This window comes from Halomonas sp. WWR20 (assembly GCF_054602495.1).
This window is the reverse complement of the sequence record NZ_JBTRHR010000004.1, coordinates 356,746-383,128: the sequence shown is the minus strand read 5'-3', so window position 1 is coordinate 383,128 and position 26,383 is coordinate 356,746. Positions and strand designations below refer to the sequence as shown.

General features: G+C 59.8%; 26 protein-coding genes and 1 pseudogene. 15 read left to right on the top strand and 12 right to left on the bottom strand.

Features of this window, described 5'->3' with window-relative positions:
* Positions 1–70: 70 nt before the first annotated feature.
* The 3 genes from ACW4DH_RS10305 to ACW4DH_RS10295 all read right to left on the bottom strand — a co-directional run bounded on the left by ACW4DH_RS10305 (position 71) and on the right by ACW4DH_RS10295 (position 3,134).
* On the bottom strand, positions 71–1,465 hold the full coding sequence (locus ACW4DH_RS10305; RefSeq protein ID WP_459636303.1) for a PQQ-dependent sugar dehydrogenase: 1,395 nt from the start codon (positions 1,463–1,465) through the stop codon (positions 71–73).
* On the bottom strand, positions 1,462–1,917 hold the full coding sequence (locus ACW4DH_RS10300; RefSeq protein WP_459636302.1) for a DUF2231 domain-containing protein: 456 nt from the start codon (positions 1,915–1,917) through the stop codon (positions 1,462–1,464). Before ACW4DH_RS10300 ends, ACW4DH_RS10305 begins: the two co-directional genes overlap by 4 nt.
* A gap of 308 nt (positions 1,918–2,225) precedes the next feature.
* On the bottom strand, positions 2,226–3,134 hold the full coding sequence (locus tag ACW4DH_RS10295) for a LysR family transcriptional regulator (RefSeq protein WP_459636301.1): 909 nt from the start codon (positions 3,132–3,134) through the stop codon (positions 2,226–2,228).
* A gap of 137 nt (positions 3,135–3,271) precedes the next feature.
* On the opposite strand from ACW4DH_RS10295, the gene aceE reads away from it, so the two are divergent.
* From aceE to ACW4DH_RS10280, 3 genes and pseudogenes are all read left to right on the top strand, one after another.
* Positions 3,272–5,950: a pyruvate dehydrogenase (acetyl-transferring), homodimeric type gene (gene aceE, locus ACW4DH_RS10290; RefSeq protein WP_459636300.1), complete on the top strand. Its 2,679-nt coding sequence runs from the start codon at positions 3,272–3,274 to the stop codon at positions 5,948–5,950.
* A gap of 63 nt (positions 5,951–6,013) precedes the next feature.
* Positions 6,014–7,357 (top strand): annotated as a pseudogene (locus ACW4DH_RS10285) (dihydrolipoyllysine-residue acetyltransferase); the annotation flags it as partial.
* A 266-nt stretch (positions 7,358–7,623) separates the two neighbouring features.
* Entirely contained in the window at positions 7,624–9,381 is a 1,758-nt protein-coding gene (locus ACW4DH_RS10280; RefSeq protein WP_459636299.1) for a mechanosensitive ion channel family protein, read from the top strand.
* A gap of 88 nt (positions 9,382–9,469) precedes the next feature.
* Here the strand turns inward: ACW4DH_RS10280 and ACW4DH_RS10275 are convergent, their stop codons facing one another.
* From ACW4DH_RS10275 to ACW4DH_RS10260, 4 genes are all read right to left on the bottom strand, one after another.
* Positions 9,470–10,060, bottom strand: a complete 591-nt coding sequence (locus tag ACW4DH_RS10275) for an NADPH-dependent FMN reductase (RefSeq protein ID WP_459636298.1) — start codon at positions 10,058–10,060, stop codon at positions 9,470–9,472.
* 210 nt (positions 10,061–10,270) lie between these two features.
* Positions 10,271–10,585, bottom strand: a complete 315-nt coding sequence (locus ACW4DH_RS10270) for an AzlD domain-containing protein (RefSeq protein ID WP_459636338.1) — start codon at positions 10,583–10,585, stop codon at positions 10,271–10,273.
* Entirely contained in the window at positions 10,582–11,283 is a 702-nt protein-coding gene (locus ACW4DH_RS10265) for an AzlC family ABC transporter permease (protein ID WP_459636297.1), read from the bottom strand. Before ACW4DH_RS10265 ends, ACW4DH_RS10270 begins: the two co-directional genes overlap by 4 nt.
* Positions 11,280–13,313, bottom strand: a complete 2,034-nt coding sequence (locus ACW4DH_RS10260; protein ID WP_459636296.1) for a helix-turn-helix domain-containing protein — start codon at positions 13,311–13,313, stop codon at positions 11,280–11,282. The genes ACW4DH_RS10265 and ACW4DH_RS10260 overlap by 4 nt, the downstream gene beginning before the upstream one ends.
* 369 nt (positions 13,314–13,682) lie before the next feature.
* Here ACW4DH_RS10260 and ACW4DH_RS10255 point away from each other — a divergent pair, with 369 nt between their 5' ends.
* The 6 genes from ACW4DH_RS10255 to ACW4DH_RS10230 all read left to right on the top strand — a co-directional run bounded on the left by ACW4DH_RS10255 (position 13,683) and on the right by ACW4DH_RS10230 (position 17,307).
* Positions 13,683–14,069 carry a GNAT family N-acetyltransferase gene (locus ACW4DH_RS10255; protein WP_459636295.1) on the top strand — a complete coding sequence of 129 codons (387 nt, stop codon included), beginning with the start codon at positions 13,683–13,685 and terminating at the stop codon, positions 14,067–14,069.
* Positions 14,048–14,200, top strand: coding sequence for a hypothetical protein (locus ACW4DH_RS10250; protein ID WP_459636294.1), 153 nt, complete (start codon positions 14,048–14,050; stop codon positions 14,198–14,200). Before ACW4DH_RS10255 ends, ACW4DH_RS10250 begins: the two co-directional genes overlap by 22 nt.
* 111 nt (positions 14,201–14,311) lie before the next feature.
* Positions 14,312–15,244: a LysR family transcriptional regulator gene (locus ACW4DH_RS10245; protein ID WP_459636293.1), complete on the top strand. Its 933-nt coding sequence runs from the start codon at positions 14,312–14,314 to the stop codon at positions 15,242–15,244.
* Between the two features lie 103 nt (positions 15,245–15,347).
* The gene (locus ACW4DH_RS10240) at positions 15,348–16,085 is read left to right on the top strand and encodes an SDR family oxidoreductase (protein ID WP_459636292.1); all 738 of its coding nucleotides are present in this window, start codon (positions 15,348–15,350) and stop codon (positions 16,083–16,085) included.
* A gap of 22 nt (positions 16,086–16,107) precedes the next feature.
* Positions 16,108–16,353, top strand: coding sequence for an Atu4866 domain-containing protein (locus tag ACW4DH_RS10235; protein WP_459636291.1), 246 nt, complete (start codon positions 16,108–16,110; stop codon positions 16,351–16,353).
* Positions 16,354–16,545: 192 nt separating this feature from the next.
* On the top strand, positions 16,546–17,307 hold the full coding sequence (locus ACW4DH_RS10230) for an alpha/beta hydrolase family protein (protein WP_459636290.1): 762 nt from the start codon (positions 16,546–16,548) through the stop codon (positions 17,305–17,307).
* A 43-nt stretch (positions 17,308–17,350) separates the two neighbouring features.
* Here ACW4DH_RS10230 and ACW4DH_RS10225 read toward each other — a convergent pair whose 3' ends face one another.
* Positions 17,351–18,523: an MFS transporter gene (locus ACW4DH_RS10225; protein WP_459636289.1), complete on the bottom strand. Its 1,173-nt coding sequence runs from the start codon at positions 18,521–18,523 to the stop codon at positions 17,351–17,353.
* 119 nt (positions 18,524–18,642) lie between these two features.
* On the opposite strand from ACW4DH_RS10225, the gene ACW4DH_RS10220 reads away from it, so the two are divergent.
* Positions 18,643–19,497 carry a helix-turn-helix transcriptional regulator gene (locus ACW4DH_RS10220; RefSeq protein WP_459636288.1) on the top strand — a complete coding sequence of 285 codons (855 nt, stop codon included), beginning with the start codon at positions 18,643–18,645 and terminating at the stop codon, positions 19,495–19,497.
* Between the two features lie 40 nt (positions 19,498–19,537).
* Here ACW4DH_RS10220 and ACW4DH_RS10215 read toward each other — a convergent pair whose 3' ends face one another.
* Positions 19,538–20,143, bottom strand: coding sequence for a LysR substrate-binding domain-containing protein (locus ACW4DH_RS10215; protein WP_459636337.1), 606 nt, complete (start codon positions 20,141–20,143; stop codon positions 19,538–19,540).
* A gap of 16 nt (positions 20,144–20,159) precedes the next feature.
* Complete coding sequence (locus ACW4DH_RS10210) at positions 20,160–21,089, bottom strand: LysR substrate-binding domain-containing protein (protein ID WP_459636287.1); 930 nt, start codon at positions 21,087–21,089, stop codon at positions 20,160–20,162.
* A 107-nt stretch (positions 21,090–21,196) separates the two neighbouring features.
* On the opposite strand from ACW4DH_RS10210, the gene ACW4DH_RS10205 reads away from it, so the two are divergent.
* Positions 21,197–22,117: a DMT family transporter gene (locus ACW4DH_RS10205; RefSeq protein ID WP_459636286.1), complete on the top strand. Its 921-nt coding sequence runs from the start codon at positions 21,197–21,199 to the stop codon at positions 22,115–22,117.
* 111 nt (positions 22,118–22,228) lie between these two features.
* Here ACW4DH_RS10205 and ACW4DH_RS10200 read toward each other — a convergent pair whose 3' ends face one another.
* Positions 22,229–22,669, bottom strand: a complete 441-nt coding sequence (locus ACW4DH_RS10200; RefSeq protein ID WP_459636285.1) for a glutathione binding-like protein — start codon at positions 22,667–22,669, stop codon at positions 22,229–22,231.
* On the opposite strand from ACW4DH_RS10200, the gene ACW4DH_RS10195 reads away from it, so the two are divergent.
* Positions 22,611–22,736: a helix-turn-helix domain-containing protein gene (locus ACW4DH_RS10195; RefSeq protein ID WP_459636336.1), complete on the top strand. Its 126-nt coding sequence runs from the start codon at positions 22,611–22,613 to the stop codon at positions 22,734–22,736. The genes ACW4DH_RS10200 and ACW4DH_RS10195 overlap by 59 nt on opposite strands.
* 119 nt (positions 22,737–22,855) lie before the next feature.
* Here ACW4DH_RS10195 and ACW4DH_RS10190 read toward each other — a convergent pair whose 3' ends face one another.
* Complete coding sequence (locus tag ACW4DH_RS10190) at positions 22,856–23,407, bottom strand: DsbA family protein (RefSeq protein ID WP_459636284.1); 552 nt, start codon at positions 23,405–23,407, stop codon at positions 22,856–22,858.
* A gap of 189 nt (positions 23,408–23,596) precedes the next feature.
* Here ACW4DH_RS10190 and yghU point away from each other — a divergent pair, with 189 nt between their 5' ends.
* The 3 genes from yghU to ACW4DH_RS10175 all read left to right on the top strand — a co-directional run bounded on the left by yghU (position 23,597) and on the right by ACW4DH_RS10175 (position 26,318).
* A complete protein-coding gene (gene yghU, locus ACW4DH_RS10185) occupies positions 23,597–24,472 on the top strand; it encodes a glutathione-dependent disulfide-bond oxidoreductase (protein ID WP_459636283.1) in 876 nt (291 codons plus the stop codon).
* 170 nt (positions 24,473–24,642) lie between these two features.
* On the top strand, positions 24,643–25,491 hold the full coding sequence (locus ACW4DH_RS10180) for a putative RNA methyltransferase (protein ID WP_459636282.1): 849 nt from the start codon (positions 24,643–24,645) through the stop codon (positions 25,489–25,491).
* A gap of 56 nt (positions 25,492–25,547) precedes the next feature.
* Positions 25,548–26,318, top strand: coding sequence for a DMT family transporter (locus ACW4DH_RS10175; protein WP_459636281.1), 771 nt, complete (start codon positions 25,548–25,550; stop codon positions 26,316–26,318).
* Positions 26,319–26,383 lie beyond the last annotated feature (65 nt).

Genomic DNA, 26,383 nt, shown 5'->3' with positions numbered 1-26,383 from the left:
CACTGAAAAATACCCCGAGGGTGAAACCCATCGGGGTATTGCACTACTCCCTCATGAACTCATGACGCGTTCAGGTGGATGGGGTGGGTTTATCTTCGGGCGTCGTGGGTTCGTCTTCGGGCGTCGTGGGTTCGGCTTCAGCTGTATCGGATTCGTCCTGCGGCGAGTTGGCGCCATCCCGCGTCACACGCCAGACGACGTTGGACATGTCGTCGGCGATAATGACGGCGCCGTCCGGAGCGACGGTCACGCCGACCGGCCGGCCGCGCGTACTGTCGTCTCCGGTGAGAAACCCGGTCACGAAATCGACGGGGTCGCCGGCGGGCTGACCGTTCTCGAAGGGGACAAAGACCACCTTATAGCCGACGGGGTCGGCGCGGTTCCAACTGCCGTGCTCGCCGATGAACACGCCTTGCGCGAATTGATCGCCTACTTCCGGTATGGAGAAGTCGAGGCCGAGCGGCGCCCTATGTGAACCGAGGCTGTAATCGGGCATGATCGCCGCTTCCACCTTTTCGGGTTTCTGCGGCCGGACACGCGGATCGACGTGCTGCCCCCAGTAGCTGTAGGGCCAGCCGTAGAAACCGCCTTCCTGAACGGTCGTGAGGTAGTCGGGCACTAGGTTCGGTCCGAGCTCGTCGCGCTCGTTCACCACCGCCCAGAGCTGATCCGTCTCCGGCTGAATGGTCAGCGCCGTGGGGTTGCGCAGACCGGTCGCATAAGTCTTGTGCGCGCCGCTCTCGGCAGCGATCTGCCAGATTTCGGCCCGGTCGACTTCCGCTTCCATGCCGCGCTCGGTGATGTTGCTGTTGGAGCCGATGCCGACGTAAAGAAAGCGCCCGTCCGCGCTCGCGGTCATCGCCTTGGTCCAGTGGTGATTGATCGCTGACGGTAGTGGCGTCACGACTTCCGGCGGGCCGCTGGCCTGGGTCTGGCCTTCCTCGTAGTCGAATCGCACCAGCGCATCCTGGTTGGCCACGAAAAGATCGTCGTCGATCAGGGCGAGCCCATAAGGCGCGTTGAGATTCTCGGCAAAGACCGTCTGTTCCTCATAGGTGCCGTCACCGTCGCTATCGCGCAGTAGCGTCAGTCGATCACCGCTCTCGACCGAGGTGGTCCCCTTCGACTTGATGATACCGGCGATGAAATCTTTCGGCTTCAATTGCGGGGCGTTGCCGCCGCTACCCTCGGCTACCAGAATATCGCCGTTGGGCAGCGCCAGCGTCTGGCGCGGTATCTTGAGGTCGGTGGCGATGGCCGTGATCGTGTAGCCGTCGGGCACCGTCGGTTGCTGATCGCCCCACGGCGCTAGCTCGGGGACCGTCATGTCGGGCAATAGTCCGCGTTGCGGCTCTGGCAGGGTCGGGTCGGCCCCGTACTGCTGTTCCATCTCTACGGCGCTGGCGCCACCGGCCATCAAGAGAATTGAGAGGGGAGTGACGAAACGGATGCTGAAGAACTTCATGACTTACCTCCGCCGCCGAGGCGGGAGAAACCGATCCAGGCCGCCGCGCCGGCCAGCACGGTAATCACGATCGAAAGGATAAAGCCCGTGGGCATCACGGCCCAGGCGTCTCGGGCGTGAACCAGCGCATTGACGAAGCCCAGTATCCAAGTGACCAACAGTACAAAGACATAAACGAGCGCAAGACCGCGACGACCGTCGGCGCGGAAGAGGACGATCAGGGCGCACAACAGCGCGAGGCCGTTAAAGACGAGACCGCCGGCAACCAGCCACGAAGCGAAAATGCTCCACTCTATCTCGTAGGTCGAGGCGTAGGCGTAGTCGCTCAGGGCGGCGCCGAGAAAGAGCGGAAAGGTTCCGGCGAGCAGTACGCTATGAAGCGGATTCAGCCCGCTTCGGTAGGTTCGTTCGGCAGTGGCTGTCACGGCAAGCTCCTTGTGCTGATCGAGCAAAGACACGTCGCCTGGGCGATAAGGTCTTCTCCCAACGCTAATACTATGTGCATTCGGCTGGAGTCTAGTCGACTCGTGGCGTCTTCACCAAAGTGGCCCCACTACCGGCTGATCTAAACAGCGCTTTTAGACGAACGTCGGGCATTGTTCCGCCGTTTGTTTTTACTTGGTGACGACTCACCAGGCGTTGACTCCGGCCAACCTCAATAGCAAGTGTCTGCACCGGATGGGAATCAGGCGGCGGGCTATGTGCTGTCCTTTTGTCCGGTAGAGTCTGAAAAATAAGCGGCGCTTATGGGCCCGCCGAATTAATAAAGCGGCGAGGTGTGCGCTTTTAACTGAGCTTCTACTACATCGACGAACGCCCGCGTTCTATGGGTGATGCTGTGTCGGTCTGGATGAATCGCCACAATCTCCAATGGGGCTGGTGTCAGGTCGAGTGTCAGTTCGACGAGCTCGCCCGACGCAATGCTGTTCTTACAGAATTCGTAGGGAATGATGGCGAATCCGATTCCGGCGCGGGCGCCAGCAATGAGCATCATGCTGCTATCGACTCGGTAACGCGTCGTGACGTCGAGCGATGTGCGTCGACCTTCTTGGTCGAGAAAATGCCAAGGGTTAGCTTCTAGCGCCGTCAGCGTGGATATACAAGGCAACCGAGATAGGGCTTGGGCCGTTGTAGGCCGGCCATAAGTCTTGATCACGGAAGGCGCGACGACGATCGAGCTTCTCATACTGACCAGTGAGCGGATGACCATGCCGCTGTCCGACAGTTTTCCGCGATGATAGCAAATCGAAACGTCAATATCGCGTCTCACTGGGTCGAGCGGTGCCATGCTAGTGATACAGTCGATAGAGATTTCGGTATTCTCAGCAACAAAATTGGCAATGCTTTCATTGAGCCATCTCACGCCAAATTCAGAGGGTATTGATACAGTAATTCTGCCACTTAATTTCCCTTCATTATCTTTCATCTCATGCTCGATCTCTTCCAAGTTGCCAATAATATCCTTGGCTCTTTGGTAAAGATAATGGCCCTCGGCTGTCAGACGTAAGTGTCGAGTATTTCTCAGTACGAGCTGCTGGGAGAGTTGCTTTTCGAGTTGTTCAAGATGTCTGGCAACGGTGGATTTAGGGATGTTGAGCGCTTTCGATGCTGACAGAATGGAGCCTTGTTGGGCTACTGCTATGAAAATTTTCAAGTAGTTAAGGTTCATGAGCTCACATCTGGGAAAGTGTTTCCAATTCTCTTCTATTGAAGAGAGGCGGGTACGCTCGTAGGGTCTTCAGCATTCTTTTGACCGGCCTGATGCCTTGTTACCAAACTCTTTTCCGATGAGAAAGGCGTGACGTTATGAATAGTATAACCGATGTGGACCCCGTCGAAACGAGCGAATGGTTGGATGCGTTGTCATCCCTGATTCGCTATGAGGGCGATGAACGCGCGCATTTTATTATTCATAAACTACTTGAGTATCCCGGGATCGGCGGTGAGCTTGTCGAAGGCGGACTAAAAACTTCGCACCGTAATACCATCTCACCACAAGATGAGCCGGATTACCCTGGCGACCTATCTTTGGAAAGGAAAATACGCTCGGCGGTACGCTGGAATAGTGTGGCAATGGTCGTACGTGCCAATGCCAAGGATAAAAGTCTTGGCGGTCATCTGGCCAGCTATATGTCGAGTTGCACGCTTTACGAAGTGGGGTTCAATCACTTCTTTCGCGCCCCTTCAGAGAACTTTGCCGGTGATCTGATTTATTTTCAGGGCCATATCACACCGGGAATTTATTCACGATCTTTTCTTGAGGGCCGATTGACTGAGCAACAATTGGACCATTTCCGTCAGGAAGTAGGCGGTCAGGGGCTGCCCTCTTACCCGCACCCTTATTTGATGCCGGATTACTGGCAGTTTTCAACCGTATCGATGGGACTCGGTCCGATTCAGTCGATCTATCAAGCGCGCTTGATGAAGTATCTGGACAACCGGGGGCAGCAGCCGCTCCAGGATCGCAAGGTGTGGGCGTTTCTCGGCGATGGAGAATGTGATGAGCCGGAAACGCTAGGCGCACTCAATGTCGCGACGCGAGAGCGGCTCGATAATCTTATCTTTGTGATCAACTGCAATCTGCAGCGCTTGGACGGCCCCGTGCGTGGCAATGGCAGCGTCATGAGCGAGCTGGAGAGCACGTTTCGTGGTGCGGGTTGGAATGTCATCAAGGTCGTATGGGGGAGCGGTTGGGACCGCTTGCTGGAAACCGACCGGAGTGGCCTGCTTCAGCGCCGCATGGATGAGGCGGTCGATGGCGAGTATCAAAACTTCAAAGCGCAAGGAGGTGCCTACACGCGGGAAAAGTTCTTCGGTAAGTACGAGGCACTCTCAGAACTGGTGGCGTCGATGACCGATGAGGACATCCAGAACCTGCTCCGAGGCGGACACGACCCCGTCAAGGTCCATGCCGCGTATCACGCTGCCATGCAGACGAATGATGGCCGTCCCACCGTGATTCTCGCGCATACCGTGAAAGGCTATGGGATGGGCAGCGAACACGGCGAAGCGGATATGGAGGCACACAATATCAAGACCATGAAGCCGGAGGGGCTCAAGCAGTTACGTGATCGCTTCCAGGTGCCGGTCACCGATGAACAGCTTCAAGGCGGCGTCATGCCTTATTATCGCCCTGAGGCGGAAACATCGGAAATGCGCTATCTGCATGCGTGTCGCGAGCGATTGTTCGGCTACGTGCCGTCGCGTCGGACGCATTACGAGGCGCTAACGATTCCCGCTCTCGACGACAAACTCTTTACCAGCCAGACCAAGGGTACGGGAGAGCGTCAGGTATCCACCACGATGGCGTTCGTCCGTGTGCTCAATGGCCTGACGAAACATAAAGCACTGGGGCCCAAGGTCGTGCCGATCATTCCTGACGAGGCGCGTACCTTTGGGATGGAAGGCATGTTTCGTCAGCTTGGCATCTACGCACCGGAAGGCCAGAAGTATGAGCCCGTCGATGCCGGACAGATTATGTTCTATCGCGAGGATCAGTCGGGCCAAATACTCGAGGAGGGGATTACAGAGTCCGGCGCTATGTCGTCATGGATGGCTGCTGCGACGGCGCATGCCAATCACGGGACGATGCTGATTCCGTTTTATGTCTACTATGCCATGTTCGGGTTTCAACGTGTTGGGGATCTCGCCTGGGCCGCCGGCGACATGCTATGTCGCGGCTTTATGGTCGGTGGTACGGCGGGGCGCACCACCATCAATGGTGAGGGATTACAGCATCAGGATGGCCATAGCCACCTATTTGCCTCGGCCATACCCAACTGCCGCACCTACGATCCCACTTATGCCTACGAAATTGCCGTGATCGTGCAGCACGGCTTGAAAGAAATGTATGAGCGCCAGAAGAATTGCTTCTTCTACCTCACCGTCATGAATGAGAACTACCCCCATCCCGCCATGCCAGAAGGATGCGAGGAAGGCATCATACGCGGCATGTACTTGCTACATGAAGCCGCTCAGGACCCTCAGACACCTCACGTCCAGCTGTTGGGCAGCGGCGCGATTCTACGCGAAGTCGAAGCTGCGGCCGACATGCTGCGCGATGATTACGGCGTAGACGCCGATGTCTGGAGTGTGACGAGCTTCAATGAGCTACGCCGCGATGGCTTGGAATATGATCGTCAGCGCTTTCTCTCGCCAGGGGGCCAGCCTCAAACGCCTTGGGTAACGCAGCAATTGGCTCATCGACGAGGGCCGGTCATTGCCGCTTCCGATTATCTCAAACTTTATGCCGATCAAGTCCGGGCGTGGATCCCAAGCGACTTTCATGTACTGGGGACCGATGGATTCGGGCGTTCCGATACGCGGGCCGCATTGCGCCGTTTCTTCGAAGTGGATCGCTATCACGTGGCCGTCATGGCGTTGTGGGCGTTGGCCGAGCGGGGAGAGATCGAAACCCATGTGGTGACACAAGCGATGGATCATTACGGCATTGACCCGGCCACGCCGAGCCCTCTCGTTAGCTAATGCGTGCGAACGGATGATGTGAACGTACCGCATCAGAATACGAAGGAGGCAACCTTGCATAATGAGTCCATCATCGTGCCGGATTTAGGCGGCAGCGAAAACATACCGATCATCGAGATTGCGGTCAGCGAAGGCGACGAACTCAATGAGGAAGACACCTTGGTCACGCTGGAGTCCGATAAAGCCTCCATGGACATACCCAGCCCCTACAAGGGCAAGCTGGTCGAGCTGATGGTCAAGGAAGGCGATAGCGTTTCCGAAGGCGATCTCATCGGTTATATCGAGGTGGCCGGCACTTCGGTGGCTGACGCTTCGCTGGATGACGCCTCGGTGTCCGGCGAGACCAAGCCGCAGAGCCGGGGCGAGGCGCCAAGCAACGAGGCGTCGACGCACAAGCCTGATCGCGCCAACCAGGTCGCTGAAGTCAATGTCGTGGCATCCCCCAGCCCTGAAGCACAAATGGCCTCGCAGAAGCCGCGCGACGACGAGTTGGTGCACGCCGGCCCGGCAACGCGGATGTTGGCGCGTGAACTAGGAATCAACCTGGCCCGAGTCAAGCCCACTGGCCCCAAGGACCGCGTACTGAAGGAAGACGTGCAGATCTACGTCAAACAAGCCCTGAAGCAGCAGGCCTGCGGCGCCGGTAGCAGTGCCGCCCTCAGCGGTAGTGCGGGCATTCCGGCAGTGCCGGATATCGATTTCAGCCAATTCGGCGAGATCGAAGAAAACCCCACGGGGCGCCTGATGAAAGCGGGCGCCGCCAACCTGCATCGCAGTTGGCTCAACGTGCCGCACGTCACCCAATTCGACGAAGCGGACATCACTGAGCTTGAGGCTTTTCGCAAGTCGATGAAGAGCGAGGCCGCCGAGCAGAATGCCAAGCTCACGCCGCTGTCGTTTCTGGTCAAGGCCAGTGCCTATGCTCTGCAACAGTTCCCGCAGTTTAATGTCAGCTTGAAGAGCGACGGCGAAACCCTGGTGCACAAGCAATACGTGCACATCGGCATCGCCGTGGATACCCCGAACGGCCTGATGGTTCCGGTGATCCGCAACGCCGATCAGAAATCGCTGATCGAACTGGCCAAGGAAAGCGTCGAGCTGGCTGGCAAGGCGCAGTCGAAGACGCTCAAGCGCGAGGAGATGATCGGTGGTTGCTTCACCATCTCTAGCCTGGGCTCCATCGGTGGCACCGCCTTCACTCCCATCGTCAACACTCCGGAAGTGGCCATCCTTGGCGTCTCCAAGGCGCAGATGAAAACGGTGTGGGACGGTGTCGGGTTCGTCCCACGACTGATGATGCCGTTGTCGCTGTCCTACGATCACCGCGTGGTCAATGGCGCGGACGCGGCACGCTTCACCGCCTTCCTAGCTCAGGTGCTGAGCGATATTCGGCGGTTGTTGCTTTGAACCTCTCGACAATGGGGCGCCCGATGATTTAATGCCTCGTTACCGGTTGCAGAGAGGGCTACTGCCTGCGCGAGCTGGTCGATACCGTAAGACGAAGCACAGCACGAAGTTGTCTTGGGCCACGGGCCACGATTCCAGAATAGGTAGGCCAGTATGGGGATGGTGACCAGTCACTAACCCGGATGCCTGATTCCGGACGCCAATCCGGTCAGATCTGAACTAGTCTGTCAGCTTAGACTTAGGCCCATCTCAATCGGTAAGCGCGTATGAAACTCAACGGCTCATGGCTCCTGTCGGCAGTGCTGGCAGTGGCATTCACCTTTTCCAGCCTATGTATGGCGCAAATGCAGGGGGGCGGGAGCGGGCAAGAGCAAAAGTCAGAACAGGAGCAAAAGCAATGGTTCTCTGTCGATTCATTAAACACTGGGCTTGGCGAGACGCCCGAGGAGGTCAAGCGGCTGACGCCCCGAGACTCGATCCGGAGTTTTATGGATCTTACCGAAAAGAAACAGTTTGCGGCGGCGGCGCATATTCTCAATCTTTCCGATCTGTCCCCTGAGGAGCAGCGAGAACGTGGGGCCCAACTGGCCCGGCAACTGGCTGCGGTCCTCAAGCGTGGCGAGTGGCTCAATGTTTCCAGCCTCTCCGGACGCCAGGATGCCGCCATTGAGGACCCGTCGGGTCAGCATCCCCTGACAGGAGAACCGCGGCGAAATCTCGAGCTGGCATCGCTTAAGGCCAATGGCGAAACCTATGATGTGCGCCTGGGCCGCTATCGCGTGGAAGACGAAGAGCCGGTCTGGCTGATCATGCCGGATAGCGTGTCGTCGATCCCCTTGCTTTACGAGGAGTACGGCCCGTCATTGCTCGAGGAGTACATTCCGGAGCGTCTCAAGTCATCGTTCGGGATGCTCAATATCTGGGAGTGGATCGCCATTCCGATCTTCCTGGTGATCATTGGCCTGGTGGGATGGGGGGTCTACGGTCTGAGCGGGTTGATAGCACAATGGCTGCCTTCCGGCTCTCCCAGTATTTTCGTCGGACAAATCAGGGGGCCCATGGCGCTCGTTGTCATGTCGCTGGTGACCCAGGTACTGCTTGACTATGTGGTCTCCTTCTCGGCCGTGGCCACCGCCTCCTTCCGCGTGCTGTTGATTGCCATTCTGGCGTGGGGGGTCGGCACGATCGCGCTGCGCCTGGTGGATACCATCATGCTGAGAATGATGCGGCGTCTGGTGGGGGAAATCGATGACACCAAACCCAAGGATGAGCGTCGATTGCTGACGTCACTCTACGCGTTGCGTCGGCTCATCATTCTGATCACGGTGACGGCTGTTTCGATCTATGTGCTGGGGCAGGTCCAGCTCTTCGAGACGCTGGGGCTATCCATTCTAGCGTCGGCCAGTGTCCTGGCGGTGCTGGTGGGTATTGCGGGCCAGACGGTGCTTGGCAATATCCTCTCCTCGTTTCAGCTGTCGTTGGCCAAGCCCGTGCGTATCGGTGACCTGGTGATGTTCGAAGGGCAATGGTGCTATGTGGAGGGCATCTTCTATACGTTCATTCGCCTGCGCGTGTGGAATGAGCGTCGCTTGATCGTGCCGGTCACCTATTTCGTCTCCAAGCCCTTCGAGAATCTGTCGGTCAAGACTGCGAAGGAGTACAAAAGCCTGGAGCTGACCCTTCATTTGAGCGCCGACATCGAGTGTATCAGGGAAAAATTCATAGAATTTGCCCAGGCAGAAGACGACGTCATCGAGCATCACAAGCTGTTGTGTTACGTGACCGGGCAAACCGGCATGGCCCAGACGATCACTTTTTATCTCATGACGAGCAACCCTATGTCCGGCTGGTCGGCGGAAATGAATGTTCGGGAGAAGCTACACACCTTCATCCGCAACCATCATCCCGAATGGTGGCCGAGAGAGGTGGTGGCCATCGGCCGTCACGATATCGCGTTCGGCGATAGCCCGGATACCCGTTCGGAACCAGCGGCGGACAGCGCCGAGGAGAAACCATCCGAGTGATGGCCGGGAGGCTAAGTTATCGCACGGAAATAGTGTAGCGGCGCACTTCATTGCGAGACGTGCTCGCTGTCGAGCACGTCCAGGCGCTTCAAAACGGCGGTGCCTTGCGCTCTTTCTGGGCCCTCGCTGCTTCCATCCACCACGCCAGGTCGTCGGCGAAGCGCGTGAAGGATTTTTCCAGCGACTGGCCGGCATCGCCGGTGGGCTGGCCGTCCTCATCCAGCGTCTTGGCGATCTGGCCGACGGTCACCGAGCTGGAGATGACCACCATGCCCATCTCGGACAGCGTGCCGTGCCACAGCATGCCGGCGCGCGCACCACCCAGGCGCCCGGCCGAGTAGCTGACGATGCCCGCCGGGCGCCAGAACCACTCCTCGAGAAAGTGGTCGGTGAGGTTCTTGAGCCCGGGCTGCATGCCCCAGTTGTATTCGCCGGTGACGAAGACGAAGCCATCCGCCTCGCGAATCTTGCCCGCCAGTGTTTCCATCGCCTGCGGTGCTTCGCCCGGGGGATACTCCTTGTACATGCGATCCAGCATCGGCAGGTCGATCTGTTGGGCGTCGATCAACTCCACGTCACAACCGCGCGCCTTCAAGGTCCGTACGGCGTACTCGGCCAAACGGATGCCGGCGCGGTCTGAACGATAGGAGCCATAGAATACGAGAATGCGGTCGGGCATGGGGAGATCCTTATCCAGAGGGTGGACGAAACGAGAGGAGTGTATAAAACGTCAATTCAGCTTAGCTCCAGAATGTGGAATAGGGTGCGTCACTGTCTTGGATCCATGACTGAATGTCAGCATGACGATGAACCTGAGCGCGTACCGCCGCATAGCTGACGTTACCATCATGTTCAGTCAGCTCATCGGGAGCCAGGCCTTCGGGCCGCTTCATGGCGTGGCAAGATACTGGCAGGCCCCATATGTGAGCGATCCCATGAGCGTCGGGCCGGCGATACCGCCCCGCCAACGTTTGTAAAGCCAAATGGCGGCCAGGGCGGCAAGGATGCTCCAGTGCCTGCCGTTAGGCACCGACAGCAGAGGCAACAGCGAGACCACGAGTAGCGAAGTGATGGCAGCAGGTCCTATCGCTTCCAGCATTCGTCGTAACGCTGGCGGTATGTCAAACGTCCTTTGGGGACGGCTTTGCCATATCGTTACCCAACGCAGCAGGAAGGTCGCCAACCCACAGAGAAGAATGATCATGTCGAGGCTTGAGAGCATGTTCTCCTCCGTTTGGTTGAAAGCGCTGCACCGGTCAGTAGCCCCAGCGCCAGCGCATGATGGCTGGGTAGCACCGCCATCAGCAGAGCCGTCGCCAGTGCGGTGATCAACATGGTTCCTGCCCAAGCCTTCACGCCGATCTCCAGCAGGAGTGCGAAAAATAGCGCCGGCAGCACAAAGCTTAGAATGTCTTCGATGACATCGGGCAGGGGGCCGATATGGTTGCCCAGAGTGACACCCAGCAACGTACCCAATACCCAAGTCAGGTAGGCCCCCGCTTGCAAACCGAGATACCAGGCGTGTCGTGAGGTGGGGGCGATCCGCTCGAGCCGGCTAGATGCGGCGGCAAACACCTCATCCGTGAGCCCGAAAGCCAACAGTGGTGAGGGGAGTTGCCTGCCTTTCGAAGCCAGCCGCGGCATTAACGCGGGCCCGTAAAAGAGATGGCGGGCGTTCATCAGCAAAACCGTACCGAGCGTACCGACCAGGCCTGCACCGGAGGTCAGTAACGTGATCAGCACGAACTGGCTGGCACCGGCAAAGACCGTGACAGAGATGAGTAGCGTGGATGCCGGGTTGAGTCCCGCCTGTAAAGCCGTCAGGCCAAAAGAAAAGGCAATGGGTAAATAGCCCGCGCCGATGGAAGCACTGTCAGCCAAACCGTGGAGAAATGCTCTCATGGGGCTTGCTCCTGTAGGTCGTGGCCAGGCTTGCGAAAGGTGAAGACATGCGTGCCTCCTTGCCAGTCCTCGGCCCCGACGGTAGCGAATATCCGACGGTGCCTGATGAGCTCGAAACCGCTAAGAACGGCTAGCTCATTGAAGCGGCGTGCGTAGGTCTTGCGCTCCACTGCATAGTCGAAGCCGGCCACCATGGCTTGAAGCTCGAGCCGGAAGACGCGCAGATAGGCACCGAGAGGGCTGCTTGGCGGAGAATCCAGGGCGGACTCCTGCAACCGGGAAAAAAGGCTGCGGCAAGCATTGACCGCTCTCGCGGTATGGTCGTGGTGGGCATCGAGCGTCGCCAGGCATAAGGCCTGCTTGATGTCGTCGTAGATAGCGTATTCCTTGGCGTCGCTGGTGGAAGGCTCGTTCTGCCCAAGCCATGCCAAGCTGGCAAGCAAGTAGGCACTGTGATGCAGTACAAGAGCTCTCTGGCGCGATTTCTGATCATGAAACTCAGGAAGGAACTCGTCGGCAATGCAGAGTATGCCTCCGGGGGACAGCAGCGACATGGCCTTCTGTAACATGAAAGCGGTATTGAAGTGATGGGAAGCGCCGACTGACGTCATCAGCTCGATAGACGATGGCGGCATATCGAACTCGAGGAAGTCGGCCTGGTGCAGCTTGACCTTTTCGTCGCGCGCAAAGTTCGCCTTTAAGTAATGAAAGGCCGGGTCGTCGGGCTCGACAGCGGTGACGTTAAGCTCGGGAAGGAGTTCTCGCAACATGCGCAGGGCCGAGCCGGGGCCTGTGCCAATATCAATCGCTTCATACGCCCGCTCGGGGGGAATGAAGTGGTTGATATCATCCGCCATGGCGACGATCTGGCGTGCATAGCCTGGATGTAGCCGCTCGAATGCAGCGTAATGGTCGACATCGATTCGGCTGGAAAGGGCTTTTTTATCTTCAGACAGGGCATGTTCAGAAAGAGCATGCCGGTCTTCAAATGAGCCCTTCAATGACAGGTCGTCAGGAAGCTTGAGCTCACCTCGTTGCAGTGCAACTTCTGCCGCCAGGCAGGAGAGGGTCAGCGAGGGAGATTGGACATGGCGGGCTACTGTCTGCCGCTGTCTCTCTTCTATCGGAGATAAAAATGCCTCCGCCATCCGGGACAGGTCGTGAGCCTGAGCCAGTGTCGTATTCCCCTCGGCTTGGGGGGAGGCGGCCGTAAAGGCAGAAGTCGCAAGAAGGGGAACAAAGGCCAAGTAGGCCCCGAGATGGTCCCGTCCGCCGCAATGAAAAAGTGGCCAGCGGTAATTGGAGGCAGCTAGGCCGGAATGTTTGGCCAGCGTTTGCTGAACAAGGGCGGCGCTTTCGGGGGCGTTTCGAAAACGCAGCAGCGTACCGCTGATGCCCTGTGTTGCCTCGATGGCGAGTCGCTGAATCAGGCTGCGTGCCCCCTCCCATGCCCGCTCCGTCATAGGCCAATCGATGACCTGGTCCTGGCCGCTGCAGTCCAGCTCAGGATACTCGATGAATACCATTGCTCGAGTGAGGTGCTCCGCGGCGCCATAGACGTGTGCCACATCGGCCGCGTAATCGTACGATTCACCTGCACGGGCCTGCCTGGGGCGAGCCGCGTCGCCGACCAGCATTTCCCCCTGCAACACCACAATCTTCTCTTTGACCCCCTGGGCATGGGCCGATGAGGTCTTGAGGTGGCCGGGCGGTAATTCGAGGAGGTAGGTTTCGATGAGGGGCGATGTGCCACTTCGTTCGATAAAACGAACATTGGCACCCTGGCCCTTCAAGGCATCCTCGAAAAAGGGGCCTGTATCGTCGGTCGACGTGAGCAGCGAGCCGAAGGGAACGTCAAGGGCATTGGCAAGTGCCCACAACGTGTCGATAGTCGGGTTTCCTTGACCTGCTTCCATTCTTGATAACGTAGACTTGGCAATGCCGGAGCGCTGCGCCAGGCCAGAAAGCGTCAACCCGCTCCGGCTACGGGCGAGTTCGAGATTGCGAGCCAGAGTGGGAAGTAGGCTCATGGGTCGTCCTATTAAAAGTTAGTAATGTTCTTTTTATAGAACGCTTGTGACGTTAACGCAATACCCGTCTTTGTAGCGCTTTACACAGGCCAGTGAGGGGCTCTGGGTCGCTCCCATCGGGTTGTGCTTCGAGGGCAAAGGGGACGGGCAGGCAAGGCCGGAATCAACACTCTGATGGCGAAGGTCGCAGGCGCGGACGGCGTGCTGGTCGAGGACAGTACCTTGATGGACGCTAGCACTGTGATCCCTCACTTGCGCGCATTGCGCCGACCCGCCAAGATCGTGCGGACCCCATCCCATTAGAAAAATGCAAAAATGAATGATCATCGCTGCAGGATTCGGCCCGGCACGTCTCGTGACGTACCGGCCATGGCCTCCCTCTGGCTGGAAGCCTCATGTGAGGCTCACGATTTCGTGCCCGAGTCGTTCTGGCATTCCCAGCGGTCAGCCATGCAGGAAGCCTATTTGCCGGCTGCCGAAAACTACGTCTACGAACAGGAAGAAGATATAAAGGGATTCATCTCGTTGCATGAGACGACGCTGGGCGCCCTGTTCGTGATGCCTATGAGCCAGAATTTGGGCATCGGCCGGGCGCTGCTGGATCATGCCAAGTCGCTGAGGCCCATGCTTGAAGTGCATGTCTATCGCAAGAACATCCGGGCCGTGCGTTTCTACGAGGCGAACGGATTCGTCATCTTGGCTGAAAGCGAGGATACGCATACCGGTGAGCCGGAATGGCTCATGCGCTTTGGCTGAGACTCGAGGGCCGTCGTACCCCTCGTGCCGACGGCCCGCTACCGAGCCTAGTGAGACTCGATCAGTTGCTGCAGTGCCGGGTCGCGCACGGCCAGCACCTCGAACAGGCCGAGGGCGCGCAGTACGGGTAACGCCTCCAGTATGTCGCGTTCCAGCGCTGCCCGCTCGCCGGGTGCTATGGTCGGGTCACTCCAGCGTTTGGCGATTCGTTATCCCCAATCATTGAAGCTGCCGAGGTAACGATGCGCGGGAGTGAATTTGCAGAGCTCCAAGCCTTTCTCGCCGTGGCCGAGCAGGGCAGTTTCGTGCGCGCGGCGGAGGCGTTGCAGGTATCCCCTTCGGCACTGAGCCAGACGATCAAGGGGCTCGAGTCACGCCTGGGGGTGCGGTTGTTCAACCGGACGACGCGCCGGGTGGCGCTGACTCAGGCCGGCGAGCGGTTGCTGCAACGGCTCGGCCCGGCGATGAGCGAGGTCGAGGCCGCGGTCACCGATGCCGTGGAACTGGGCGAGCGGCCTCGCGGTCGGTTGCGGATTCATGCCTTCCGCGTGGGGTATCAGCTCTATCTAGAGCCGCTGCTGGCGGCATTCGCCGAAGCCTATCCCGATATCGAACTCGATTTGACCCTGGACGATCAACCGGTGGACATGGTCGAAGCCAGTTTCGATGGCGCCATTCGTCTGGGCGAGTTGCTCGAGCAGGACATGGTGGCGATCCCGCTGGGTCCCGCGCTGCGCCACTGCGTAGTGGCCTCGCCGGCATACGTAAGGCGCCATGGCCAGCCGCAAACGCCCGCCGATCTGCATCGGCATCGCTGCATCAATTGGCGATGGCCGGGCCAGATGCATCCTTATCAGTGGGAGTTTTATCGTGAAGGCGGCTGGTTTCGTGTCGCGGTGCACGGGTCACTGATCGTCAACGACCTGAGAGCCATGCTCGACGCGGCCGTCAACGGGGTCGGTATCGCCTTTACCGTGGAAGACTGGGCGGCGCCGCTGATCCGGGAAGGGCGCTTGATAACCCTGCTCGAGCCATGGTGCGCCCCCTTCGAAGGCTTCTATTTCTGCTATCCCCGCCAACGTCATCATCTGGCTGCCATGCGGGCCTTCATCGACTTTCTGAAGCAGCACTCTGGTCGGTTGAAAGGCGCTTATTATGCATCGAATACTTCATGAAGAATGAATTATTGCGCCGATTATTCCTGATGTGAGAATGAATAGACTGCTTCCTCAACGGTCGGGCAATGGCCCGGTCATCACCAGGAAAGAGGAAGCAATCATGTCGGATCTCTCCAGCAAGAGCGTATTGATTACCGGCGCCAGCAGTGGCATCGGCGAGGCGACCGCACGGCACCTGGGGCACCTGGGAGCCAAGTTGATGCTGGGCGCGCGGCGCACCGACCGGCTCGAGCGCCTGGCCAACGAGATTCGCGAAGCGGGCGGCACGGCCAGCTATCGGGAACTGGATGTCACGTCGATCGAGTCCATGCGTACGTTCGTCACCGCCGCTCAGGAAATCTACGGCCGCATCGACGTCATCATCAACAATGCCGGCGTGATGCCGCTTTCCAAGCTCGAGGCGCTCAAGCTCGATGAATGGAACCGCATGATCGACGTCAACGTGCGAGGCGTCCTGCATGGCATTGCGGCAGCACTGCCGGTGATGCAGGGCCAGCGCTCGGGCCAGATCATTAACCTGTCGTCGATCGGTGGGCACAGCGTATCGCCAACGGCAGCGGTCTATTGCGCTACCAAGTACGCGGTCATGGCGATTTCCGAGGGCCTGCGGCAGGAGGTCGGTGGCGACATTCGTGTCACGGTCGTCAGCCCCGGTGTTACCGAGTCCGAACTGGCAGACTCCATTACCGATGACACGGCTCGCGAGGCAATGCAGGCCTTCCGTGCCGGGGCGATTCCCGCGGATGCCATCGCCCGCTCGATTGCCTTCGCCATTGCGCAGCCGGCCGAGGTCGACGTTAGTGAAATCATCGTGCGGCCGACGGCGAGCGCATATTGATGCCTGGGAAGGAGACTGTGCCATGGTAGATCATCCCTATGTCGGCATGTGGGTCACGGCAGATGGCCGCGTGCGCCATGAACTACTGCCGAATGGTCGCTACGACGAAGCGCGTGGCAATCGCGAGAGCGCTTATCAGGGGCGCTGTGAAGTCACCGGTAACCATATCGAGTATTGGGACGATACCGGCTTTACCGCCGATGGGGATTTCATCGATGGGGTGCTTCATCATGGCGGGATGGAGCTGTACCGCCAAGGTGCTGACTAAGTTCTGTCTGAAAAATCGGCGAGCGATGCTCAGGCAAGACCGAGCTGATTTTTAACGCTGCATGAGTGAGCGCAGACATTTTTCAGACAGAGCGTAAAACCGGGTTGCGCCATTTAAATAAGCCTAAGGCAGGCACCGTTCCTTGAAACGCGATTCAATGACTCCCTGAATTTCGACTTGGCGAGGCAGCCTATGGCTTTGAGTATCGTTCGACGCTTGATTCCCGGTTGGGGAACCACCTACGGCCCTGCCGGGGATGGCCCCTTTCCTGCCATTATGGTTTTGCATGGCTCCGAAGGCGCATGGTCGGGCTGGAGCCATCGCAATGCGGTCATTCTGGCGGCGCATGGCTTCCTGGCCTTTCCGTTCGGCTATTCCCAGGGCGGCAATGCCTGGAACGCCGGTAGCATCGTCGATGTACCGTTGGATCGCTCTGTCGAGGCGCTCCATGCCTTGCGAGCTTTCTCCTTCGTTGGCGGCAAGGTTGGGCTCTATGGGGTATCCCGCGGCGCAGAGCATGCGCTGCTGCTGACGTCGTTGATGATCCGCGATGGAATAAATGGCGTCCCCGATGCGGTGGCGGCACACAGCCCGCCGGATGCGATCTGCGGCGCTTTCGACGCACGAACCTTTCGCGACGCGGGCGATCCCGGCTGGCAAGCCTGGGACGGTGCTCATCGCGCCTGGACGTGGCGCGGCTCGTCCGAAGCGCTGCTGCCCACCATGCCGATCGAGATCGAACGCTATGCCGGTCAGCTGTTTCTCAGTCATGGAACGGCCGACAGGATGTGGTCGGTGGAGATGACCCGCCGGCTCGAAGCGCGACTGCGCGCCCACGGTCGTGATCCCGAAGTCCATTACTACGAGGGCGAGGACCACATCCCCCGCAGCGAGGCCGAAAACGAACACCACGCCCACCTGGTGAATTTCTTCGAGCGCAGCTTGAGGGAGTGAATGCCTGGCCCCTGAATCCGCCCGCGTTTGACGGTCCCCACACTCAGTTTGGCACGGCACGTCGTTTCGAAGTGCGTAGATACCCGACTTGCACCACGATGCCCAGCAGGGCGATGCTCCCCGCGCCGACCGACAGCATATCGACCGGCACATGCAGGGCGAGGGTCAGGCCGCCGATCGAGGCCCCCACGGCACTGCCCAGATAAAGGGCCGATTCGTTCAGCGCCACCGCCAGGTTGCCGTCGCCATGCTGGCGGCGAGCCTTCATCAACTCGTTGTTCTGTGGAACCTGAAGCGCCCATCCCACGGCGCCCCAGAGCGCAATGGGCGCAAGCGCGAACCAGACATCGAGAGCGATGAGAAACGGCAGGGAAATTAACGCAACGCCTAGCGCTAGCAGGATGGCGAAGATCAAGGCGTGTCCCTGAAAACGGTCCACCAGCGTTCCGATCAGGAAGCTGCCGAGCACGCCGCCGACACCCCAGACCCACAGGAATGCGGTCACCGGCTGGTTGCCATGAGCCGCCACTAGCGGGGCGATGAAGGTGTACATGCCCAGGCTGGCAATGGCGGCCAGCAGCGAGATCGAAAGCAGGCCGATGACGTGACGGTCGGCCAGGATGGCCAGCTTTTTACGCACCGGTACTGTGGACGCTTCCGGTAGCGGCGGGAGCCGGTACATCAGACCGACGAGCGCTATGAGCCCTATTGCCGCAATCAGCCACAGGGCTGCTTGCCACCCCCAACGCTCCGCGAGCAGCAGGCTAAACGGCACGCCGAGGACGGTGCCACTCGCCATGCCGCCCATGATGATCGAAATGGCCTTTCCGCGCTGCCCATCCGACGACACGCCGACGGCCGCCGCAATGCCTATCGCCAGATAGGTGCCTGCCGCCATTCCGGCGAAAATGCGCAAGGCCATCAGGGTCACGATGTCCGTCGCCATGGCGCTGGCCGCGTTGGCGACCACGAACAGGCCCAGCATGGCGAACAGACCGCCACGCTGACAGTGGGCGGGTAGCAGGGCGACACACACGGGCGATCCTAGCCCATAGGCCAGGGTGAATGCCGTGACGAGTTGCGCGGCCACGGAGACGGAAACCGTAAACTCGGCTTGGATCATCGGGATCAGACCGGCGGTCACGTAGGACGCCATGCCCAGCGCGAAGGCGCCGGTGGCGATGAGATAGGTCGTGCTGCGTGATGCGTGTGCCATTCGTACGTCTCCATTTTTATGTGAAGAAAAGGCGCGGTGGAACGGAAAGTACGGGCAGTCTGCTGTTACTCTTAAAGGGTTACAATTTAACCGTTTATACTATTACTAAAGGCAACGGCATGGCCCTTGAGCGGACGCTGGCACGAACACGGCACGAACTTGGCGAATTTCTACGCACTCGGCGTGAGCGAGTCTCGCCGGAAGAGGTAGGGCTCCCCATGGGCACGCGCCGGCGTACACCGGGGCTGCGACGCGAGGAAGTCGCGGCACTCGCGGGGGTCGGCTTGACCTGGTACACCTGGCTGGAGCAGGGGCGCGAGATTGGCGTATCGTCCACCTTTCTGGACAACCTGGCCAAGGCGTTGAAGCTGGATGCGGCGGAGCGGCGCCATCTGTTCCTGCTGACCCACCAGCGCCCGCCCGTCGAACCGGGCAAGACCTGGTGCCAGGTACCGCCGTTGGTGAAGCGCCTGATGGACGATCTGTCGATGCGGCCCAGTTACGTATTGAATCTGCGCTGGGACGTGCTGGCCTGGAACGATGCGGCGGACCGTATATTCGATTTTGCGGCGCAACCGACGGCGTATCGCAACCTGCTTTGGATGCTGTTCGCCGAACCCGCGCTGCGCCGGGTGATCGCCGATTGGTCGGTTCAGGCCCCGCGCATTCTCTCCAGTTTCCGGCGCGACTATGCCCGTGCCGAAGACGACCCGACGATCGGCTCCCTGGTCGAGGAACTCAAAAAAGTCGCGCCGGAATTCAGACAGTGGTGGCACCAGCACGACGTTCACGCGCCCTGCCAGGGTGTCAGGGCGCTCGATATCGCCGGGCTGGGTGCGGTCGGCTTCGACCATACCAGCCTGATCGTCGACGAGGGCCGTCATCTACGCCTGGTGGTGTATGCCGTTCAGGAGACGGACCCCCAGGCCACCGCCTTCGCCCGCTGGGTAAGTGGCGAAGCAGCCGGGGTGTGAGGGGGCGGCGATCGGACAAGCCCGACAGGCCACTGAGCGTTCAGGCAAACGCCGTCACGACGTCGTCTATGAAATGGCGCAGCTTGGGCGTCATGCGCTGATCGGCGGCGTAGAGCAGGTGCATTGGTCGGGATGGCCCGTCGTAGTCGGGTAGAAGATGCACCAGGCGCCCGGCGGACAACTCCTCGGCCAATGCGGCTTCGTAGCCCAGCGTAATGCCGTATCCCTCCAGCGCTGCGCGAAGCAGCCCCTTCCAGTCGTTGATATGTAAACGCCCGTTGACGGGAGCGTCGTAGGTACAACTATCGCGACTGAAGCGCCACTGTCTGCCCAACGTGCCGGACCAATACGCGAACCCCAGGCACTCATGATCGATGAGATCCGCAGGTGTCTCAGGCTCTCCTCGCTCCGCTAAATAGGCAGGCGAGGCACAGGCGATGAGCCGATAGGGGGCGAGTGGGCGTGCCACCAATGTGGTGCTGTCGCGGATGGGCCCGAGGCGAATGACGACTTCATAACCTTCCTCGACAGGGTCGACCAGACGATCCGATAAGGTGAGATCAACCTCCACCTCCGGATACTCACGGAGGTAGCGGGTCACGAGAGGAACCAGGGCTTGACTGCCAAATGTGACGGGCGCGTTGATCCGCCGCCAGAATTTACTACCATTCCCGCTCCAGACATTCCGGGGTAGTCAGAATCTCCTTCAGCCATTCCAGTACCGTATCCACGGCCGGGCGATCCGCGGCATGACGGGCACGATAGACGGACATGCCTTCGGGGAGTGTCACGCTCTCGGCGACCGGGCGCACGAGTTCACCGCGGCGGATCAGTTGCCCGATCCCGCCATAGCCCAGGCAGATGCCTTGGCCGTTCATCGCGGCCTGCAGCATTACCGGATAGCTGTCGTAAGTCGTATTGCTTGTGGGGGCAGGAAGCTTGCAGGCATGGCCCGCCCGCTCGAACCAGGTCTGCCAGCTCATCCAGGCATCGCCACCGGCTTGCCGGAAGTGCAGCAGCGGATGGGAAAGCAGCGTGTCGACCGACCAGGCATGAGGCGCGGCCAGGGCGGCACTGCACACGGGGAAGACCTCGTCACGGACTGACAGCAGCGGAGCCAGCAGGCCGCTGGGGCGGTCGGTGCACTGCATGGCCAGGTCGAAGGGTTCCAATGTCTGCACCAGCGGCAGGCTGGACGCGCTGATGCGCACGTAGATGCCCGGATGGCGCCGCTGGAAATCGCCCAGCCGGGGCATTAGCCAGTACATCGCCACATACAGTTCGGCAAACAGCACCACTTCATGTGTCGGCGTGCGATGGCGCAGGCGCTCGGCGCACTCGGCAATATCGGTCAGCCCCTGACCGACCGCCTCCGCGAGCTGTCGTCCTGCTTCGGTCAGGATCACTTGGCGATGTCGCCGTTCGAACAGAACCACGCCAAGCGCTTCCTCGAGCGCCCGGATGCGGCGGCTGATGGCCGCCTGGGTCAGACTCAGCTCCTGCGCGGCACGCAGAAAGCTCTGATGCCGGGCGGCCGCCTCGAAGGGCAGCAGGCTGGAAAGGGGCGGCAACGCCTTGCGCAGTCGGCTCATGGTCGGTTGATCTCCGGTCAAGTGACAGGGACAAAAGATCGGGTGAGACAGGCCATTCTCATGAGCACACTTTACCTCGAATGCCGAATTCGGGGAGAACTCATCACATGCCTCTGCATTGGGCCCATGCGACCGAGTACCGTGCCGTCGCCGCCATTACCGTCGCCTCGCTGGCGGTTGCCTTTCATGATGCCCTGATCAAGTTGATCCATGATGAGCTGGGGCTCTGGCAGTTTTTCATCATGCGGGCCTTGTTTGCAGTGCCCCTGTTGATCGGGCTGATGCGCTGGCGGAGAAGTTCGCTGAGGCCGCAGCGTTTCGGTTGGGTGGCATTGCGCAGCTTGCTGATGGTGACGATGTGGGCGCTTTTCTATATCGCGCTCGTGCGAATGCCCCTGTCCGTGGTGGCCTCCATCGCTTATACCTTTCCTCTGTTGCTGGCACTGATGGCGATCCGGCTGCCCGACGAGCATTTCGGCGGCCGCGGCCTGGTGGCGATGATCGTCGGCTTTATCGGGGTGCTGCTGATGCTGCGGCCCGGTCCGGAAGGGCCGTTGACCTTCTGGAGCCTGTTGCCGCTGGGCAGTGCGCTCTGCTATGCCCTGGCAGCGCTGGTGACACGTTACCGCTGCGGACAGGAATCGGCGCTGGTCATGTCCTTGGGACTCAATCTAGCCTTCGTGTTGGTCGGGGTGTCGGGAGCGGCCAGTGTCATGTTGCTTGATCCCAGTACCGGTGCCAGTCAGCCGTTCGTGCTGAGCGGCTGGCAGCCGGTCGACGAAGAGCTCTGGCCAATGCTGGCGCTACTGGGCTTACTGATCGTCACGGCCAGTCTGCTGACGGCGCTGGCGTTCCAGCAGGGGCCACCGACGCTGATCGCCACCTGCGACTACTGTTACCTGCCATTCGCCGCCTTGTGGAGCGGTCTGTTGCTGCAAGAATGGCCGGAGCCGATCACGCTGGCGGGCATGGGGCTGATCATCGGGGCCGGCGTACTGGCTGTGCGAACGAGGCGGAAAAGTGTCTGACTTTATTATTCTGCCCGATACAGCGCGCTATCCGTTCCGCAGCGACATTAGGATGTCAGCCGGCCAGTAGCGGCCTGAAGTTCGATCACGCGGCGCAGGCCACGGGGGTCTTCAACTGGGCGGCATGGCGAGAAACGCTGGCAACGCCTCAGCCTTTTGCGAATGAGTGACTAGGGCCGGATGCTCGTCAGCGGATACGAACTGGGGAATCATGTTCTGCGTGAATTGCCATGCGATGGCCGTCGTGATGTCCGCCTGTGACAACTGAGTGCCGAAGCGCCAATCCACTCTATTGGTGAACTCGGCTTCGAGTAATTCATAAGCCGCCGTCAACTGCGTATGTATGCGCTCGACCCATGGCTGATACCGCTTTTCCGCAGGACGAAGATTGAATTCGTAGACGATCTGTACGGTCTTTTCGCAAGCGGCCAGAGCAAGCCCGATGATTCGTTGCGATGCAAGCCAAGGCACGAGAGTTACCGAAGACACCAACCTGGCCATCGATGCGATTGCGCAACAAACCGGATTCGGTGAGGCGACGAATTTACGCAAGCACTTTCGCAAGATCGTCGGCCTTTCTCCCTCGCGCTATCGCGTTCAGTTCGAGACGCACAACTAAGCTACGGTGATCTGGTCTGTTCAACTTGTGGCAGCGGCAGCATAAGTGCCGCCGAGATAGGCTATCGGCTGGCACGATGATCAAATGGTCGAGCGCCCTATAAGCTCGGGTAAGTTATCTCACCGAAAGCGCTTCATCCATTCGCTTACCTCATCCCCGCTGCCCATGCCGGGGTCCACCAGGCCATCGACCATGAAGGTGGGGGTAGTGTGAATGCCGTTCTGACGAGCATATTTGGCGTGGCGCTTCACGGCGCTATCGAGGTCGGGGATTTCGAAGGCGGAAGTGAGCGCCACGCCGCTGTAGTCTTCCAGGCACTTCAGGATATCGTTGGGTGTGGCGTTGCGATTCGGCCCGATGCTGTGATTCTCGAAAACGAACTCCTCGCGATGAGCGGCCACGGCGGCCATGACTTTCTTGGCTGTCTCCTTGCCGCCGTCCAGCGTCGAGGCGGCGACGATGGCACGGGTGACGATGGGGGAGAATAGGTGCCAGGGCTGGGAGTTCAGCCAGATCTGCATCCGTACGTTCGATGGCCCGGCCTGGGTCAGGAAATCATCCAGCTTGTTGAATGTCTTCACCGAAAACGGGCAGGTCGGTTCCAGAAACACTTCGAACAGACGTGGGCCTTCGCCCCATACGAGCGGATCGGCATGCCAGTCGTTAGCCATGAGGGGCCTCCTCAACCATCAACCAGAGAATAAGTTCGATCTATACCGGTAACCGTAGCAGAGGTCGAGAGGTCGCTGGGCTCGAAGATTAATATTTAACCCGCTATCTTTCCCTGACACTGTATTGTCGGGGGAGGCACACATCACCGTCTCGGCCCGCCAAGTATCGACCCTTACACAGGAGGTTTCATGAGCCAGGATAGCGATTACACTCCCCCGAAGGTCTGGACCTGGGAGAAAGAAAGCGGTGGCCATTTCGCCAGCATCAACCGGCCCATCGCCGGGCCGACCCACGACAAGGAACTGCCGGTCGGCAAGCATCCGTTTCAGCTCTATTCGCTGGCCACGCCCAATGGGGTAAAGGCCGGAGTGATGTTCGAGGAGTTGCTGGCGCTGGGCCATGAAGGGGCCGAGTACGACGCTTGGCTGATCAACATCGGCGAGGGCGACCAGTTCTCCAGCGGCTTCGTCGAGGTCAACCCCAATTCCAAGATCCCGGCGCTGATGGATTACAGCGGCGCGGAGCCGGTGCGGATATTCGAGTCCGGCTCGATTCTGCTGTATCTGGCCGAGAAGTTCGGCGAGTTCCTGCCCAAGGATCACGCCAAGCGTACCGAAACCATGAACTGGTTGTTCTGGCAGATGGGCAGTGCACCGTTCCTGGGGGGCGGTTTCGGCCATTTCTACGCCTATGCACCAGAGAAACTCGCGTACCCCATCGACCGTTACACCATGGAGGTCAAGCGCCAGCTCGACGTGCTCGACCGGCGCCTGGCGGATAATCGCTACCTGGCCGGTGACGATTACACCATCGCCGATATCGCCAACTGGTCCTGGTACGGTCAGCTGGTGTTGGGGCGGCTTTACGACGCGGCCGAGTTTCTACAGGTACAGGACTACGAGAACGTGCAGCGCTGGGCCCGGGAGATCGATGCTCGCCCGGCGGTCAAGCGGGGGCGGATGGTCAATCGCAGCTTCGGGGCCCCCGAGGAACAGCTGCACGAGCGCCATGACGCCAGCGATTTCGAGTTGAGAACCCAGGACAAGCTTGGCGCGTCTGACTGAGCGATCAGCAAGTCCCTGCGGCAGTCGAGAGGGAATAAAATTCCTGTCTCAACGTAAGTTGCTGGATAATAAGAACCCGCCAATCGGCGGGTTCATTGTGTCCGGTATCATGAGACAAGGACAAACGAGCGGGCCGACTTTCGAAACAACCAGAGCGATAAGCCACGATCATGAGCATCACTCCCTTTCAGGCGCTGGCCTGCCCGCTGGACGGCGACGCGTTGCATCGCGACGGTTCCACTTGGCGCTGTGCCAATGGCCACAGTTTCGATATCGCCCGGCAGGGATACACCCACTTGTTGCCGGTACAGAACAAGCGCTCGCGCGACCCGGGCGACAGCAAGGCGATGGTGGCGGCGCGTCAACGCTTCCTCAATGCCGGGCACTATCGGCCGATCGCCGAAGCGCTCAGCCGGGCGGTGCTGGAACAACTCACGACCGATGCCACGGCCAGTTGCCTGGATGCCGGCTGCGGCGAAGGTTACTACCTGCGCGAGCTGGCAGGCGCTGCCGGTGAGAGGCCATTGGAACTGCTGGGGCTGGACATCTCCAAGTGGGCGGTGCTCGCCGCCGCGCGGCAGGACAAACGGGCCAGTTGGGTGGTGGGCAGCAACGCCAACCTTCCGGTGCAGTCGGACACGCTGGATCGGGTACTGTGCCTGTTCGGCTTCCCGGTGTACCGCGAGTTTCGCCGGGCGCTGAAGCCGGGAGGCTTGTTGATACAGGTCGATACCGGGCCGGATCATCTACGCGAACTGCGTGAGATCATCTACCCGACCCTGAAGCCGGAGCGCGCAGACGACGCTCAAATACCGGAAGGCTTTACGCCGCTTGCCACCGAGACGGTCAGCTATTCACTAGAACTCACCGGCGCGGAACGGATCGCCGACCTGCTGGCAATGACACCGCATCTCTACCGTGCCAGTCATGAGGGCCGGACGCGGGCGGCGGCGCTGGAGTCGTTGACGGTCAGCGTGGACGTACGCGTGAAGCGCTTTGCGCGTGAAAAAGTACAATAGGCTACGTATCGTTGAGTTGTGTCATTGTTGGTTTCCCTGGTTGAGGTAGGTCCTGAGTGCCCATTCGTGCTGTCGTTTACCTGTGTGTGGTGATCTTGCTGTTTGCCGGCAACCTGCTGGTCGGCAAGCTGGCAACCGCCAGCTTGCCGCCGCTGACGCTGGCGCTGGGCCGAATGCTGGTGGTCTTTGTCGTGGCGCTCGTCTGCTTCGGTCATGCCGCGTGGCGGCAACGTCACGCCTTGCGACAGCAGGCCAGGGCGTTGACGGTGATGGCGATCACGGGAATGGCGCTGTTCAATGCCACGCTCTACTCCGCCTTGAAAACGACGGAGGCCACCAATGTGGCCGTGCTGGAGAGCATGATTCCGGCGGTGACGGCGCTGGTGATGGCAATGTTCTTCCGCGAGCGCCTGGGGGGCATCAAGTGGGCGGGTATCCTGATGTCCGCGTTCGGAGCGGCCTGGGTGGTGGCGGACGGCAACCCGTTGGTCATCCTGCAGCGCCTCCAGGTTGGCGATGCGTTCGTGGCCGGGGCTATAGCTTCCTGGGTGCTCTACACGCTGGCCGTGCGCCAATGGCTGGGCCGGATTCCTTTCTATGCTTCACTGGTCCCGATGACGGGGATCGCGGTGGCGTTTCTCACGCCGTTCGCGGTGATGGAAAACCTGCTGCTGGATACTGCGTGGCATCTCGATGAACAAGCGCTGGCGGCGATGCTGTATCTGGGCCTCGGCCCATCGTTTATCGCGCTGCTCTGCTACAACCGCGCGCTGCTGCTGGTCGGCCCGAGCCGCACCGCAACCTCGCTCATCTATTGCCGGTGGTGACGATGGGGCTGGGCTATGGGTTGCTGGGTACGCCCATCACCCTTAGCCAGATCGTCGGCGCGTCC